Here is a 16,889-nt window from a genome sequence, read left to right on the forward strand (position 1 = left end):
TTTAGTTGTTAATATTAATTCTAATTCTTGTTTCCATTTCTTATAAGCAGCTTCGTAAGGTTCTTTATTATGAAGCGGCAAAAACGTCATTACATGGTCGTTATCGCTTACATTAGCTCCAAACTTGCTATAATTACCATCTTTTAAGCCAACTGCTCTTGCCGCGCCAACCGCTCCGGTTGTATTGTAAATTTCAATTTCATGGCCAATTAAAGTCGCCACAGTATTGGAGAAAATCTCAGAACGGAAAAGATTATCATTTCCGGCTCTTATGACGTTAATAGCTGCATTATCATCTTTTAAACATTCCATTCCGTAGACAAACGAAAAAGCGATTCCTTCCAAAGAAGCTCTGAATAAATGCGCGCTATTATGAATATTCAGGTTGAGGTTTAAGAAATGCGTACCAATTGTTTTGTTGTTGAACATACGCTCAGCACCATTTCCAAACGGAATCACAACAACGCCTTCTGATCCAATTTCAATATTTGAAGCCTTTTCATTCATTGCCTCATAACTTTCGTTCCCCATATTATTGCGAAGCCATCTGTACTGAATTCCAGCTCCGTTAATATTCAAAAGTTTACCCACTCGTGGCGTTTCCAGTTCGTAGTTTACATGGACGAAATTGTTTACTCTAGTGCTTTTTCCAGAAGACATTTCGCTAACTGCATAAAAAACCCCAGAAGTTCCGCCCGTAGCCGCCACTTCTCCAGGGTTTAATACATTTAATGAAAGAGCATTATTAGGCTGATCTCCTGCTCTATACACAATAGGAATTCCCGCAGGAAGACCAGACTCTGCTGAAGCCTTTTCAGTAACAACTCCCTGATTTGTAAAATTCTCTACAATTTTTGGAGTCATAGACTGGTCGATTCCGTAGTAATCCAAAAGCCAATCGGCTACTTTATTTTCTTTATAATCCCAAAGCATTCCTTCAGACAAACCATTTTTAGTAGTCGTTACTTCGCCTGTCAATTTCAAAGCGATGTAATCTCCCGGAAGCATGTATTTAGCAATTTTGCTATAAAGCTGAGGTTCATTTTCTTTAACCCATTTTAGTTTTGAAGCCGTAAAATTCCCTGGCGAATTCAATAAATGCGACATGCATTTTTCTTCTCCAATTTCGGAGAAAGCCTTATTTCCAATTTCAACGGCACGGCTATCACACCAAATAATTGAATTTCGTAAAGGAGCGCCTTCTTTGTCGACAATTACCAATCCATGCATTTGGTACGAAATACCAATTCCCTGAATTTTAGAAGCATCAATATTCGCTTCTTTAATGGCTCTTTTTGTTGCCGTACAAATGTGCTGCCACCAGATTTCAGGATCCTGCTCTGCCCAATCTGGGTGAATAGAAAGGATTTCCATTTCATTTTGAGGCTCATTCAGAACAATGATTTTTTTGCCTGTTTCTGCTTCTACCAAAGCTGCCTTGACAGAAGAACTTCCAATATCATAACCGATATAATACATACTATAATGATTCTCTTATTATTAATTTTGTCGGCACATAACACCTTGTTTCTTCGTCATGTGCAATAAATGCCGCTGCTTTGGTTCCCATTTCGTTAAAATCAGTCGAAATATAGCAACACAACCGATTGTAATTTTTGCGAAATTTTTTTACGCAAAAAGCCCTAATCAATCAATCTTCTTATTCCGTATGGATCAATCGTAATTATAGAACCATCTTCCAAATAATCAATTTTGGTTACTTTCATGCTTCGCAAATGCGTTACCCCTTTTGACAAACTCGAATCGTGGTAAAACAAATACCATTCGCCTTCTACTTCACAAATTGAATGGTGCGATGTCCAACCTACAACTGGATTCAAAATTCTTCCCTGATACGTAAATGGCCCATACGGATTATTGCCAATAGCATAACAAATAAAATGCGTATCGCCTGTCGAATACGAGAAATAATACTTTCCGTTGTATTTGTGAACCCAAGAAGCTTCAAAAAAACGTCTGGCATTATCTCCTGCCAAAATCACTTTTCCGTTTTCATCCAAAATTTGAATTTCTTTTGGTTCTTCGGCAAATTCCAACATATCATCTCTTAACAAAGCTACTATTGGCCCTAAAGCTTTTTCTTCAGCCAAAGGTTCTTCGTTATTTTGATCGTACTGATGATTACGGTACTTCTGAAGCTGTCCGCCCCATATTCCTCCAAAATAAATATAATGTTTACCATCTTCATCTTCAAAAACAGCAGGATCTATGCTGTAACTTCCTTTTATCGCTTCTTTTTCAGGAACAAAAGGCCCAACTGGCGAATCCGAAATGGCAACGCCAATCTGAAAAATTCCGTTAGCTCGTTTAGCTGGGAAATACAGATAATACTTTCCGTTTTTATGAGCTGCATCAGGTGCCCACATTTGCTTTTCAGCCCAGTCAACATCATTTACATGCAACGCAACACCATTATCAACTGCTTCTGATGAAATATCTTCCATAGAAAAAACATGGTAATCTTCCATTCCGAAATGATCGCCATTATCATTAAACGGAATTCCGGCATCAATATCATGAGATGGATAAATGTAAATTTTTCCGTTGAATACATGCGCCGAAGGATCGGCTGTGTACATATGGGACACTAAAGGCTTTGAAATCGCCAGGTCATTAATTTCCTCAAAATTAATGTGTTCAATGCTATCTTCAGGCATAGTTATATTTTGTTTAAATGATTAAGCTCTTCTTTGTTTTAGTTCGGTTTCGATCTGCACTTCCATTTCTTTGTTAATTTTATAGAAAAACAGCAATCCGGCTCCAATTAAAAATGGAATTGCAGGAAAAATACTCACCAGTAATTTGATTCCATTTATGGCAGTTTGAGACTGCTCTGGTGCATTTGGAACGTAATGGAAATAACCCAAAAATAAAGTGGTTAAAGCACCTCCAACACTTAATCCCGTTTTTAGTCCAACCATCATTGCAGAGAATATAATAGCAGTTGCGCGACGGTTATTGAGCCATTCTGAATAATCGGCAACATCGGCAATCATTGCCCAAAGAATCGGAATCGTGATTCCGTAGAAAAATCCGTGCAGAATTTGAGAGAAAAACATCAGACTAATTGATGTTGGCGGATAAAAATAGAATGCAATAATGAATAAAGTCGAGATGAATAAAAACACCCCAAAAACATTTCTTTTTCCGTACTTGTCTGCCAGATTTTTAGAAAGTGTAATGCCAACAATCATAAAAATAATTCCGCCTGCATTAAACAGTCCGAAACCTGCTGAAACGGGGTCATTCCCAAAATGATTCAATCCGATATTGGATAAAGCATCTAAAATAGGCTGAATAAAAATGGCTAATTGCTCTTTATCAACATAATTTTCAAAATAATACACATACGAACCACCTTTCATTGCCAAAGTCACAAAAACCAAAGTCGTTAGCGAAAGCATAATTATCCAAGGCCTGTTTTTGATTAAATCGCTTAAATCTTCTCTTACGCTTGACTTTTGTTCTGGTTTGGGAATGATTCGTTCTTTTGTAGTTAAAAAAGTAATTAAAAGCATGATTGTTCCAATAATGGCCAGCGCAGTCATTACTTTTTCGATTCCGATCGCTTTATCTCCGTTTCCGGCACTTTTGATAATGCCAAGCATAAAAACCTGAACAAAAAACTGGGCAAACATCACCGCAACAAAACGATAGGACGACATACTATTTCGTTCTTTCATATCACCCGTAATAACACCGCTTAAAGCAGAATATGGCAGGTTGTTTCCTGCATAAAAAAGCAGCAGCAAAGTATAGGTGATAACTGCATAAATTACTTTTCCTTTGTATGAGAAATCGGGAGTTGAAAACGCCAATAAAGCAACTGCTCCAAGCGGAATCGCTGTCAATAAAATCCACGGCCTGAATTTTCCCCATTTGGTACTGGTTCTGTCTGCCAAAACCCCAATAATCGGATTAAAAATAAAAGCTGCTACCAATCCAACAATCAGCATAATGATCGAAGAATCTGTTGGCGATAAGCCGTAAATGTCGGTATAGAAATACGCCAAATACGTCATCAGAGTTTGAAAAACTAAATTGGCTGCTAAGTCTCCTAAGCTGTATCCAATTTTTTCTTTGATGGATAGTTTTTGTGAAATGTTAGTCATTCGTGGGTTTGTGGTCATTTTATTGATTAGTTATGTAAGCAAAAGTGTTTTCCAAAAATAAAGCTATTCAGTTTTTTTGATCATTTCTCATTCTTTTAACTGCTAATATCATGGCAGTTTTCATTAAAACAATCGGTTGTGTAAAATTATACAAAAAAACATATTTTACAAATTTACTTTTCTTTATTTAATTTATTTTTCAAATCACAACCGATTGTTAATTAATTTGTAAAAATCCAAGTATTTTTAGCAGTTATTATTTGGTTTCTTTAAGATTTAAAATACTGCTGTAAGCTTTTTTATGCCTTAAAGTCGCATCAAATGGCAACGGATAATTAGTTCTTCCTTTTATTGGCCAATCGTTTAGCCAAGATTGTCCGTCATGAACTCCCCAAAAAGTAACACGGCTGATTTTATCTTTGTGTTTCAAAAATAATTTAAAAATCGATTCATAACGTTCTGCAAGTTTGTTTTGAATAGAATCAGGCAATGCTTTCGGATATGGATTCATTTTTGCGCTTCCTTCAAATTTTTGACTAATCTCTGCTCCTTTCAAATCCCACGGATTTGGCAAAACCGTAATATCTAATTCTGTGAATGCTACTTTAAGCCCTAAAGCCGAATATTCTAAAATGCTTTTTTCTATTTCTTCGATTGATGGACTTTCCAATCGCCAATGTCCCTGGATTCCAACTCCATAAACTTTTCCGCCTTCGGCTTTTATTTTTTTGATTAAAGCAATCGCTCCTGCTCTTTTTGCAGGTTCTTCGATATTATAATCGTTATAATATAATTCTGCTTTTGGATCTGCTTTTGCCGCTAGTTTGAAAGCGTTAACCAAATATTTTTCGCCCAATGTTTTCAAAAAAACAGATTGTCTTAAAGTTCCATCCTCATTCAAAGCTTCGTTTACAACATCCCAAGAGTTGATTCTGCCTTTGTATTTGGAAACTATTGTCGTAATATGATCTTGCATAAATGCTTTCATTTCCGTACTGTCGGCAATCTTTTCCATCCAAGGCGCTAATTGGCTGTGCCAAATCAGAGTATGTCCGTGAATAAACATCTTATTCTTTTCTCCATACGCCACAAATTTATCAGATAAAGTAAAATCATATTTGTCCTTTTGCGGATGCGTAAACATAGATTTCATGATGTTTTCTGCCGTAATTGCATTAAATTCTTTTCGAATCAAAGAATCTTCTTTTTTGTCTTTTTCTTCGATTTGATTCGCGCTTAAAGCAGTACCAATGTAAAAATCATCTTTGTAAGCATCTTTTAATGAAGCGGTTTCTTTTTGCGATGTACAGCTGACAGCCAGCAAAGTTGTGACGGCAACTAAATAAGGTTTAATGCATTTCATATTTTTTGGTTTAAATAGTTAATAGTTTTTTTCTCTTAACGGAGATAGTAATCATTCCTTCCTAAAACTCTGTGGCGGTCCCAAATACGACTGCAAAACTTTTCCTTCTTGGATTTCAATTACAATTTTTTGAAGCACTAAAGCAGGATCAATTCCGTAAATTTTCAAAACATGATTTCCTGCTTTTTCAATTTTATGAGTTGAGGCTATAATTTTAATATTATTCGCAACAGATTCTGCCCAAGCTTTTTCCGAAGAATCTGCGTTGAGGTTCATGATTTGCGGTTTCTCATCATCAAAGCCGATTCCGTATTTTAATCCGTCTCCCTTTTTAAAATTGATTGTTGGCGAAAAATAGGCATTTACTTTTATTTTTCCTTTGCTAAAAAAACAAACAGTGTACTCTAACCTTGGAGACTGTTCCGAAATCTCAACAGGTTTACTATTCGAAGGCTTTAAAGTTACTCCTGATGATGTTTTTCCAAGATTTGGAATTATCGTCCATTTTACAGAATCTGAATTTATTGCTTTAGTATAATTTTCACTTTCTATTGAAATGTAACCGTCGTTCTCAATAAAACCATGAGCTTGAGCTAAATCTTGTTTTTTGCTAATTGATGTCTCTTTTTTTAAAATCTTTTCAGCGGTAATCACTTTTACCGCTTGAACTGCAGGCGCAATTTTCTTTGTTTTCGGCATTACATTTTTATCAGGCTGCTGCCAATTATCATAACCTATATGTGTCTGAGACATCATGTGATTCCACTTCCCATTGGCTATTTGGGCATGATAATAATTTGTGAGCTCGGCATCTTTTTCAAATAACGTCTTTACTTTTTCGCCATAATCATTTGCAGCGACATTTCCCTGTTCTGCATACAATTGATTTTTAGCCTGCGCCACATACAACTCATTTAAATTAGCGCTTGCCAAAACAGGAAATAAAACCAGCTGATAAAAAGCACCTTTGTATTCTGGTTTCAATTTTTCATTTACCGAATTAGCTTTTTCAACCAGTTTCTGATATTCTGCAACAATCCTATCTGCTTCATTATAATTCGTTATACTATATGTTCTTGAGTCTAATAATTCAGGCTTTCTTCGTGAGTTATATTTTGTATATAATTTCAAAATCTCTGCAATTTCAGCTGTAAAATGATTGTCAAAATTCTTTTTAGCCCAATCTGCATAATACTGTTCTAAATTCCCAGCATTGAACTTTTCAGGGTTCCACGCCATGTCCAAGAAAAATTCAATCGGAAATTCCATTGGTTTGATGTCTCCCACATTTACAATCCAGATTTTATCGACACCGTATTGATACGCCAAATCCATTTGTTCCCAAACTCTTTCAATTTGATTCGTGTTGATCCATTTGTAATTTCTTGGGCCGCCCACATAATCGTAATGATAATAAATGCCATAGCCGCCTTTTCTGGGTTTCGAATCCAGTTCTGGAAGTTTACGGATATTTCCCCAATTATCATCACACAGCAAAAGCGTAATATCATCGGGAACTGTCATGCCTTTGTCATAATAATCCTGAACTTCTTTGTAAAGCGCCCATATTTGCGGAGTTTCCTCTGCTGGCTTTTTCGTAACTTGTGAAATGATATTTCTTTGTGTTTTTACAATATTTTCTAATAACTCAATCGCAGTTCCTTCCGTCATAGGTTCGTCGCCGTCGCCACGCATTCCAATGGTAACGATGGTTTCCTTGTTTCCCATTCGTTTAATTCCGTCTTTCCAGAATTGAATCAAAGCTTCTGAATTGGCAGTAAAATCCCATTTCCCGTTAGATTTTCCCCATTCGGCATGGGCTCTCGTTAAGGGTTCATGATGCGAAGTTCCCATTACAATCCCGTATTCATCAGCCAAAACAGCGTTCTGCGGATCTTCAACATAAAACATTCTGCCCCACATTGCCGGCCATAAATAGTTGCCTTTCATTCGCAGAATCAATTCAAAAACTTTATCGTAGAATTTCGAATTGAAACCTCCAAATTTTTCGAATGCCCAGCCAGTTAATGCTGGAGCTTCATCATTTATAAAAATCCCCCTGTATTTTACTTTTGGCTCTCCCTGCGAATGAATTCCAGGCCTAACATGCAGTTCTGATTGTTTTTTAACTGGAACATCAGCCCAATAATACCAAGGCGAAACTCCAATTTGATTAGACAAATCATAAATTCCGTAAATCGTTCCGCGTTTATCAGAACCCGCAATCACCAGCGCTTTCTTGATTCCTTTAAACGGATTTTCAATTACCTGCGTGGCAAATTTTTCCCATTTCCCCTGAAGCAGATTCGCATCAATTTTTCCTTTTTTGGCTAAATGATTGATGATTTCACTTTTTCCAAGTGTACCAATAATAACAACAAAATCTTCTGCTTCTGAAATCTTTTTAATTCTTTTCGGATGTAAATCGGAAACCTTAAAAAGATCATTTTCCAAATGTCCTGTCACTTTTAAAACTCCTGCATAATCTTTATCGTCAACCAAAATTGAAGCTATTTTCCCATTGCCTACTAAAGGAAAATTTTCTTTAGAAGCCTGATTGACTACATATTTTTCTGGATTTATCGCATATGAATTTGTGCTTAATCCGATTAGGAAAAACAGCAGGATTATGTATGAAGTTTTAATTTTTAAACACATAGCGTGACAACCTTTTTATTTAATCTCGCAAAATGGCAGAGTCGCATAGCAATTCTTTTTAAGCCTTTTCAAAACAAAGCTTTGCGGCTCTGCCACTTTGCGGGCAATTCTAAGCGCATTAGATTTAGAAAACTTTAATTATAAATTCAATTTATACCCAATTCCCATTTCCAAACCTCTTAACTCCGCCAAACCTTTTAACCTTCCCGTCAACGAATAACCCGGATAAGTTTCAGCTGCTTCATCAACTCTATGCAGAAAACCGTGATCTGGGCGCATTGGGATACTAATTTTAGTTTTATTCGCTAACACCAGCAATTTCTCAACAATCGCTTCCATTTTAACATCACCGTTTAAATGCTCTGATTCCCTAAAAATAGTTTCGCTTTCGCGGATAGTATTTCTCAGGTGCAAAAAGTGAATTCGGTCTCCAAAATCGTCTATTATTCTTTCCAGATTGTTTTTTGGATCGGCACTTAACGAACCTGTGCAATAACACAATCCGTTTGCTGCTGATGGAACGGCATCAAAAATCGCTTTCAAATCTTCTTCTGTTGAGACAATTCTTGGAAGGCCTAAAACCGAAAACGGGGGATCATCCGGATGAATGGCTAATCTTTGTCCATTTTTCTCCGCAATCGGAGTTACTTCTGATAAAAAATAAATCAGGTTTTCTCTTAGCTTTTGATTATCGATTTCAGCATAATTTTCTAAAAGAGACAAAATCTGTTCTGCTGTAAAATTGATTTTGCTTCCCGGAAGTCCTAACAAAACATTTTTAAACAATAATGCTTTTTCATCTTCCGATAATTGATTTCCAAACTGTAACGCTTTTTCTTTTTCAGCATCAGAATAATCGCTTTCCGAATCCGGTCTTTTTAAAAGAAAAACATCAAAATAAGCAAACGCATTCTGATTATAGAGCAAAGCCCTACTTCCATCTTCGTTTATAAAATTATGATTCGTTCGCACCCAGTCCAGAATCGGCATGAAATTGTAGGTTATGATTTTGATGCCGCACTGCGCCAGATTTTGCAAGCTGATTTTATAATTTTCAATGTATAGCAGATAATTTCCAGAAGCTCGTTTGATTTCTTCATGAACAGGAAGACTTTCAACGACAGTCCATTCCAAGCCGTAATTGCGAATAATCTCCTGTCTTTCTTTTATCGCTTCAACAGTCCAGATCTCGCCAACAGGAATCTGATGCAATGCCGTTACAATTCCTGTTGCGCCCGCTTGCTTAATATCGATAAGTTTTACATTGTCTTGAGGTCCAAACCAACGCATGGTTTGCTGCATTTTTATCATACTTATTTTTTTTTATCTCGCCAAGGTGCAAAGGCGCAAAGTTTTTATTCAAAAAAGCTTAAAAAGAAAAATACCTTGCGGCTTAGCGTCTTTGCGAGCCATTTTCAGCATTCGCTAAAACCCAATACTATTCCCGCCATCAACAGGCAATACTGTACCTGTAGTATATTTTGATTCGCTTAAAGCAAAATAATAAACCGCATCTGCAATGTCTGAAGGCTCGCCTAAATAGCCCATTGGCGTTCTTCCCAATACTTTATTTTTTCTTTCCGGATCGTTATCAAGCGCTGTTGATGACATTTTCGTTTTAATGAATCCTGGAGCAATACAGTTGGCACGAATGCCAAACTGAGCCAATTCAACAGCCATAGCACGCGTCATCGCTTCAATAGCGCCTTTGCTTGACGAATACGCAATTACTTTTGGAATTCCGTATTGTGATGCCATCGAACTGATATTAATGATGCTTCCGCCTCCGTTTTCTTTCATGTTTTTAATCACTTCTCTGCTTACGGCAAAAACGCTCAATAAATTGGTGTGAATTATCGAAAGGAAATCTTCATTTGTTACCTCGGGAATTTCTTTTTTCATATTGATTCCGGCGTTGTTGACCAAAATATCAATCGAACTGTTTTTGGCAATGCTTTCAATCATTGCCGGAATTCCTTTCAAATCATTTAAATCAAAGATTACAGGAATGGCATTTTCTCCAATTTCTTTACAGGCGTCTTCTGTTTTTTCTTTCGATCTGCCAATTATATAAGTTGTGATTCCGTTGTCGCAAAGCTTTTTTGCCGTTGCAAAACCTAATCCCGAATTTCCTCCCGTTACAATTGCCGTTTTCTTGCTCATAACTTTTATGCTATATTTTTAGAATGCTGCTAAAACGGATTCGCTATCGCGAAAACGCTTATTTACACAGATTTTTTATTTACGATTTTAATTGGAAAAAATCCGTTTTTTCCCGTGTCTTCGCAATAGTGAATCTGCGTCATCTGTGTTACAATTATCCAATTTATTTATCCATTTCCCGGTGCAAAAGGAAATTTTAATGATTTAAAATACTCTAATGTTTGTGTCGGTTTTTCTACTCCATCAGGAAGCGCTTTTCCTGAAAACTGCTGAAAATACAGCAAACAGGCATCGCGCCACCACTTTGCTTCTTTATGCTGAATTTCCAATAGCATTTTCACTTCATTAAATCGTTCACTGTCTATATAGTTTTCAGTTTTGTTCCAAACATCCTGCATTTTTCTAACCTGATCTACACCTTGCTGATATTTTAGCGCCAAGCCATTCCAAAGCGTTTGTCCGTTTTTCAGTTTATAATCCCATGAAAGATGATGAAACCATAGCAGCTCTTTTTCAGGACAAGTTTCTACATTATCAAAAAGTTTGGCAGCTTCCGGTGCATATTGCCAAACAGCATCTGTTCCTGACTTCGATCGGTCGAAACCTATTCCGTTTTTATCTGCTTTATGATAATACGTCGGATTCCATTCTGGTCTTGATAAATTGGAAACCCAAGGTCCTGGTCCGTAATGATGCCCTGTATCCATAATATGATGCAAACCAAGCGGTGTCATATAATTGACAACGGCTTCACGCGATTCAATCATGATATTTTTTACTGGCTTAATGAAATTTTCATTATTAGAAAATGTGCTTCTCAACCATTCCTCTGCAATAACTTCAGAATCTAAATACGGATTCCATGCCAATCGTCCGAAACCGTACCAATTGGCTTGCGCAAAAGGATGTCCTGTCCAATTTAAATCGTTACCAATATTAGCAACACCGGCAGTTCCCGTTAGTTTATTTTTATATAAAGTGCCATCAACAACTTTAGCAACCGTTGAACCTTTTCCTTTTTGAAAGGTATCCGATTCCAAAACTTCCTGAAATAATTTAGGCAGAAAAACCAAATGTGCGCTAAAACCTAAATATTCCTGCGTAATTTGAAATTCCATCATTAAAGGCGTTTTTGGCATGGCTCCAAATAACGGATGAAACGGCTCTCTTGGTTGAAAATCAATCGCTCCGTTTTTGACTTGAACCATTACATTCTCTTTGAATTTCCCGTCATACGGCTGAAATTCGGCATAAGCCTGTTTAGCGCGATCATTGGCATCATGTTCAGAATATACAAAGGCTCTCCACATAATTACACCGCCAAAAGGTGCAACGGCATCAGCCAGCATATTAGCGCCATCAACATGATCTCTGCCGTAATTTTGAGGCCCTGGCTGACCTTCTGAATTGGCTTTTACCAAAAATCCGCCAAAATCTGGAATTCGTTTATAGATTTCAGCCGACTTATTTTTCCACCAGTTAATCACTTCAGGATCTTTTGGATCGGCTGTTTTTAGATTTCCGATTTCAATTGGCGCCGAAAATCTTGCCGTTAGATAGACTTTTATTCCATAAGGTCTGAAAACATTGGCTAATGCTTCCACTTTTTCCAAATACTGCGGAGTCAGAATTAAGGCGTTTGCATTTACATTGGTTAAAACCGTTCCGTTAATTCCGATTGAGGCATTCGCTCTAGCGTAATCAATATAGCGCTGGTCTATAAAATCTGGAAGTTTCTGCCAGTTCCATAACGAAAATCCAGCATAGCCACGTTCTACCGTTCTGTCAAGATTGTCCCAATGATTTAAGATTCTGATATTCGTTTTTGGAGAATCAGCAATATTTAAATCTTTAACCGATTTATTGGTTTGCAATATTCTCAGGAAATGAAAAACGCCATACAAAACAGCAATATCATTCTTTCCTGTAATGACTATCTGCTTTTTATTTTTAAGTAAAATGGCTTTGATAACAAAACCTTCAGTATTGATTTTATTCAAATCAGCTTGCAATTCTGTTTTGATTTCGGAACTTAAATTCATTTGTGAGCCAACGATTAGATTATTCTCTCCTTTTACGTCTTTTCTGATTTCAGGAATACTTCCTAACATATCCGCAAATCCAGTTTTGAGTTCTTTTTCAGCAATTTTAATGGTTTCAGAATTTCCTAATACTGCAATGCCTTTAAGATTGTTCTTGTATTCAGAAGCTGCTGTTGAATCAGCAACTGTATTATACTGAAGCCACAATTTATAATCCTTTTGCGCTGCGGTCGAAAAGGAAATAAGAAGAAACAGGAAAACAAATCTTAATGAAGTCATTGGCTTTAATTTATTCTTGACAATTTCATTTTTACAACATCAATATTTTACACCTTATTAAAAGCATATAATAAAATTTTGAACCGAAAAATGCATTATTCTAAACAAAACAATAATTGCAATCGGTTGCGTAAAAATATAGGATTGTTGTTTAAGAAAAAAATTTTGGATGCCTTTTTTTCAAAAAAATAATTTATTTAACAAATAAAAGCAGGATAATTACAAAAACTATCCTGCTCTGTAGCATCTTAAAAATAATTACTTTTGAGTAGATTCTCTCGCGAGTACTTCTGTATTTAAAAAAGTGATTTCTTTCGCATCGTCATTTTTAGACGATTTCAAATTCTTAATGATAATTTCAGCTGCCGCTTTTCCCATTTTTTCTGCAGGATGCGTAATAGTCGATATATTTGGATCAATAATCTGCGAAATTGGATCATTATTAAAACCAATTACTTTAAAGTCTTCGGGGACTCTGATTCCGCGTTTTTTTGCAGTTTGAACTGCGCTTACAGCCAAAATATCTCCTGGTGCGAACAATCCGTCCGGAATTGGCTTTAAATCAAATAAAGCGTTGCTGCCCTTTACCCCGTCTTCATATGTAACCGAATTCAAGTTGATAATTAATTCTTCGTCCACTTCGATATTATGATCTTTTAAGGCTTCAATATAACCTCTTTTCCTTTCATTATACAAGTTTCCCAATTCTGAACCAGCAGAAAAATGGGCAATACGGATGCAGCCTTGTTCAATAAGATGTTTGGTTGCTTTGTAACCTGCTGTATAATTGTCAATTACAACTCTAAAAGTATTATATCCTTTTGGAACTCTATCCACAAAAACCAACGGAATATTATTATTTGAAAACTGATGGAAATGAGCTGTATCGCTTGTTTCCATTGCCAGAGAACAAATTACGCCGCTTACGCGATTGCTATATAAAGATTTGGCCATATTAACTTCTTCTTCATATGAGTCGTGCGACTGCATAATAATTACGGTATAATCCGATTTTTGAGCCGCGATTTCGATTCCGCTAATCAGAGAAGATAAAAAGGGCTGTGTAACGGTAGGAATCAAAACGCCAATGGTTCTGGTTTTGTTCCCACGCAAACCTGCTGCTAAAGTATTCGGGACAAAACCCATTTCTTCAGCGGTTTTTTTCACTTTTTTAATCGTCTTATCACTTATCGTGTGATGATCTTTTAAAGCTCGTGAAATAGTAGATGTTGCCAGATTAAGCCTCTCAGCAATATCATAAATCGTTACATATTTATTTTCTTCCATTACTATTATGATTAGTCGTAAATTTTGAACATAATTTAAAAAGTTTAGTACAGCAATTCAATACCGCCTGTTTTCGTTTTACATGACAAATTTACTTATAACAAATTTACTTATAACCAATAGAAAACGTAAACATTTATCATCAAAAATAATTAAAAAAAACAGTAAAATGGCATTATTTATCAAATAACACTCTAAAGTTAAATTATTTTTCTTTCCTTTACACAATCGGTTGCAATTTATTTTAAAATAAAAAATACAGCACTTCATCAGTCCCAGCATCAGTAAAATTTATTTATATGAAAACAAAAAAAATAAAATATCAGATCCTGATATTAATCTCTCTTTGGTGCACTGCACAGAATAAAGATTCTAAATTTCCTTTTCAAAATACTGATCTCACTTTTGAAGAACGAGTAGAAAACTTAGTGGGGCAATTAACATTAGAAGAAAAAGTGGCACAAATGCTAAATGCGGCACCTGCTATACCGCGACTGGGAATTCCTGCTTATGACTGGTGGAACGAAACGCTTCATGGGGTCGCTAGAACTCCTTTTAAAACAACCGTTTTCCCGCAGGCGATTGCAATGGCCGCTACTTTCGATAAAAACTCGCTTTTCAAAATGGCCGATTATTCTGCTCTAGAAGGCAGAGCCATTTACAATAAGGCTGTTGAACTTAACAGAACCAACGAACGTTATTTAGGGCTTACTTACTGGACCCCAAATATTAATATTTTTAGAGATCCCAGATGGGGACGCGGACAGGAAACTTATGGAGAAGATCCTTATCTGACAGCTATTTTAGGCGATGCATTTGTCAAAGGCCTTCAAGGAGATGATCCTAAATATCTTAAAGCTGCAGCCTGTGCAAAACACTATGCTGTACACAGCGGGCCAGAATCTCTACGCCACACTTTTGATGTGGATGTAACTCCATATGAACTTTGGGACACCTATCTGCCCGCTTTCAAAAAATTAATCACCAGCTCTAAAGTTGCAGGGGTTATGTGCGCTTACAATGCCTTTAGAACCCAGCCATGCTGCGCCAGTGATATCCTAATGAATGACATTCTAAGAAATGAATGGAAATTTACCGGTTATGTCACATCTGACTGCTGGGCTATTGATGATTTTTTCAAAAACCATAAAACACATTCTGATGCTGCATCTGCTTCAGCCGATGCAGTGCTCCATGGAACAGATATTGACTGCGGAACAGATGCTTATAAATCGCTTGTTCAAGCTGTTAAAAACGGACAAATTACCGAAAAACAGATTGATGCTTCTGTAAAACGTCTTTTTTTGATCCGTTTTAGGCTGGGCATGTTTGATCCTGTCTCAATGGTTAAATATGCACAGACTCCAAATTCAGTTCTAGAATCAGAAAATCATAAGGAGCATGCTCTAAAAATGGCCAGACAATCTATAGTAATGCTTAAAAACGAAAGAAATACGCTTCCATTAAGCAAAAAACTGAAAAAGATTGTTGTTTTAGGTCCAAATGCAGATAATTCAATCTCAATACTTGGAAATTACAACGGAACTCCATCAAAACTAACAACAGTTTTGCAAGGCATTAAAGAGAAAGTCAGCCCTGAAACTGAAGTGGTTTACGAAAAAGCCACCAGCTTTACAAATGATACATTACTGGTTTACAAAGATCTAAAGAGCCGTTATTCTTATGAAGGAAAACAAGGCTTTAAAGCTGAGTATTATAATAACAATACCTTATCTGGCGCACCTGAAACTACGAGAACTGAATCTGAAATAAATAATTTCTGGCAGGAAGGAGAAATGGTTGCCCAAAACATCAAAGCAAATCATTTTTCGGCACGCTATACTACCAATTTTAAAGCAGATGAGGATGGTTCAATTACTTTTGAAGTGGCTGCAGATGACGGTTACAGGTTTATTGTTGACGGTAAAGAAGTTATAGATGCCTGGAAAAAAAACCGATGGGGAGCAAAAACATACAAACTGCAAACCAAAAAAGATTCTGTTTATAAACTAGTGTTGGAATATTGGCAAGGTGAAGGAAAAGCTGAAGTGGCTCTGCAAACCGGGAATTTTATAAAAACAGATTTTGCGAATTTAATTGGGCGCCATAAAAATGCAGATGCCTTTATTTTTGCAGGAGGCATTTCTCCCCAACTTGAAGGAGAAGAAATGCCTGTTGATGCGCCCGGATTTAATGGTGGAGACCGTACTTCCATCCTACTTCCAGAAGTGCAGACAAAACTTCTAAAAACGCTTCAATCTTCTGGAAAACCCGTAATTTTTCTCATGATGACCGGCAGCGCAATAGCTGTGCCTTGGGAAGCAGAAAACATTCCGGCTATTCTAAACATATGGTATGGCGGACAATCTGCTGGAACGGCCTCTGCCGATGTCATTTTTGGCGATTACAATCCTGCAGGAAGACTTCCGGTAACCTTTTACAAAGACGATTCCGATTTGCCTTCTTTTGTTGATTATAAAATGGACAATAAAACATATCGTTACTTTAAAGGCACTCCTTTATACGGATTTGGCTATGGCTTAAGCTATACTGAATTCAAATACAGCGCAGTAAAAGCTCCTGCAAAAATAAAAAAGGGTCAGCCAGCCACTATTTCTGTTAAAGTAACCAATGCCGGAAAAATGGAAGGAGAAGAAGTTGCGCAACTGTATTTAATTAATCCAAATGCATCCATAAAATCTCCTTTAAAAAGCCTCAAAGGATTTGAAAGGTTCAACTTGAAACCTGGCCAAAGTACCGTTGTCAATTTTGCTCTTTCTCCTGAAGATCTTTCTTATGTGACAGAAAACGGAAGCTTAAAACCATATGAAGGCAAAATTCAAATTGCAGTTGGAGGTTCGCAGCCAGATGAAAAAAATCGAACAAAAGGCAATATTATAACTCAAACTTTAGAAATAGAAAAATAATTAATTAGCAGTGCCTTTGGATTTTAATTTTAATCAA

At 36.5% G+C, this 16,889-nt stretch carries 10 protein-coding genes; 1 reads left to right on the top strand and 9 read right to left on the bottom strand.

The window, feature by feature from the left end; genetic code table 11:
- The 9 genes from DM397_RS03580 to DM397_RS03625 form a co-directional block, all read right to left on the bottom strand.
- Positions 1-1,479, bottom strand: a 1,479-nt coding sequence (locus DM397_RS03580; protein WP_111376229.1) for a xylulokinase, incomplete at its 3' end; no start/stop codon positions are given.
- Positions 1,480-1,643: 164 nt separating this feature from the next.
- Positions 1,644-2,678, bottom strand: a complete 1,035-nt coding sequence (locus DM397_RS03590; RefSeq protein ID WP_111376230.1) for a glycoside hydrolase family 43 protein — start codon at positions 2,676-2,678, stop codon at positions 1,644-1,646.
- Between the two features lie 21 nt (positions 2,679-2,699).
- The gene (locus DM397_RS03595) at positions 2,700-4,133 is read right to left on the bottom strand and encodes an MFS transporter (RefSeq protein ID WP_111376306.1); all 1,434 of its coding nucleotides are present in this window, start codon (positions 4,131-4,133) and stop codon (positions 2,700-2,702) included.
- A 256-nt stretch (positions 4,134-4,389) separates the two neighbouring features.
- Positions 4,390-5,496 (bottom strand): endo-1,4-beta-xylanase, encoded by a 1,107-nt coding sequence (locus DM397_RS03600; RefSeq protein ID WP_111376231.1) that lies wholly within the window; start codon positions 5,494-5,496, stop codon positions 4,390-4,392.
- A gap of 51 nt (positions 5,497-5,547) precedes the next feature.
- Positions 5,548-8,154, bottom strand: a complete 2,607-nt coding sequence (locus DM397_RS03605; RefSeq protein ID WP_111376232.1) for a glycosyl hydrolase 115 family protein — start codon at positions 8,152-8,154, stop codon at positions 5,548-5,550.
- Between the two features lie 138 nt (positions 8,155-8,292).
- Positions 8,293-9,456, bottom strand: a complete 1,164-nt coding sequence (gene uxuA / locus DM397_RS03610; RefSeq protein ID WP_111376307.1) for a mannonate dehydratase — start codon at positions 9,454-9,456, stop codon at positions 8,293-8,295.
- A gap of 123 nt (positions 9,457-9,579) precedes the next feature.
- On the bottom strand, positions 9,580-10,317 hold the full coding sequence (locus DM397_RS03615; RefSeq protein ID WP_111376233.1) for an SDR family NAD(P)-dependent oxidoreductase: 738 nt from the start codon (positions 10,315-10,317) through the stop codon (positions 9,580-9,582).
- Between the two features lie 167 nt (positions 10,318-10,484).
- Complete coding sequence (locus DM397_RS03620) at positions 10,485-12,638, bottom strand: alpha-glucuronidase family glycosyl hydrolase (RefSeq protein ID WP_111376234.1); 2,154 nt, start codon at positions 12,636-12,638, stop codon at positions 10,485-10,487.
- A gap of 258 nt (positions 12,639-12,896) precedes the next feature.
- Positions 12,897-13,925: a LacI family DNA-binding transcriptional regulator gene (locus DM397_RS03625; RefSeq protein WP_111376235.1), complete on the bottom strand. Its 1,029-nt coding sequence runs from the start codon at positions 13,923-13,925 to the stop codon at positions 12,897-12,899.
- A gap of 299 nt (positions 13,926-14,224) precedes the next feature.
- Here DM397_RS03625 and DM397_RS03630 point away from each other — a divergent pair, with 299 nt between their 5' ends.
- Positions 14,225-16,852 (top strand): glycoside hydrolase family 3 C-terminal domain-containing protein, encoded by a 2,628-nt coding sequence (locus tag DM397_RS03630; protein ID WP_111376236.1) that lies wholly within the window; start codon positions 14,225-14,227, stop codon positions 16,850-16,852.
- Positions 16,853-16,889: the final 37 nt, after the last annotated feature.

It is taken from the genome of Flavobacterium nitrogenifigens (assembly GCF_003254565.1).
GTDB classification, from domain to species: Bacteria; Bacteroidota; Bacteroidia; order Flavobacteriales; family Flavobacteriaceae; genus Flavobacterium; species Flavobacterium nitrogenifigens.